Origin of the sequence: Caballeronia arationis, assembly GCF_001544975.2 — a bacterium.
GTDB lineage: Bacteria > Pseudomonadota > Gammaproteobacteria > Burkholderiales > Burkholderiaceae > Caballeronia > Caballeronia arationis.
Map to the genome: position 1 here is coordinate 1 of NZ_FCOG02000606.1, position 558 is coordinate 558.

Genomic DNA, 558 nt, shown 5'->3' on the forward strand with positions numbered 1-558 from the left:
CTGTGGAGCGAGGCGGTCAAAGACAAAATGGTCGACGCGTTGATCAGTCTCGCGACTGACAGCAGACGCGGCGACAACATGCCCGAGTCGTTGATGGATTGCGCTGTCCTCTTCAGCGAGCGACTCAAAAACAGAAAAAAGATGGAACTCGAGGACTACCGGGCTACGCTCGGTTGGGTCATGGAGTTCTGGAACGGCGCGCTGCCGTATCGGTTCGTCTGCCAGATCAATGGCGTCGATCCCGAGATCTTGCAAGACGTCATCCTGAGCAACCCACTGCTCAGGCGCGACTTGGAAGAGGTGCGTCGCGAGTGCTTCGGCACGCTGCTGTAGGGGGCCGACAATGAGCGCATCAACATTCGGTCGGCTGCTTGGAACACTTTTCGGGGTGCCTCCCCAGACGCAGCCTCGCAGCGGCTATCCCGCAGGCCAGTCATCCCCGGTGGAAGTCGGAAAGGGCGGCCCCAACGAACGGCACATCGCCATCGCCGGTCAACCGATGCTGTTTCGCGATGAAGGTGGCGTCGTCGTGCAGTTCCGTCCGGCGTTCGACTACGA

The 558-nt window shown here is 60.4% G+C and carries 1 protein-coding gene; it reads left to right on the forward strand.

Annotation, left to right across the window (positions count from 1 at the left end; all coding sequences use genetic code 11):
* Window positions 1–333: hypothetical protein (locus AWB81_RS44080; protein WP_062644835.1), on the forward strand; the 333-nt coding region annotated here is incomplete at its 5' end.
* Between the last annotated feature and the right edge of the window lie 225 nt (window positions 334–558).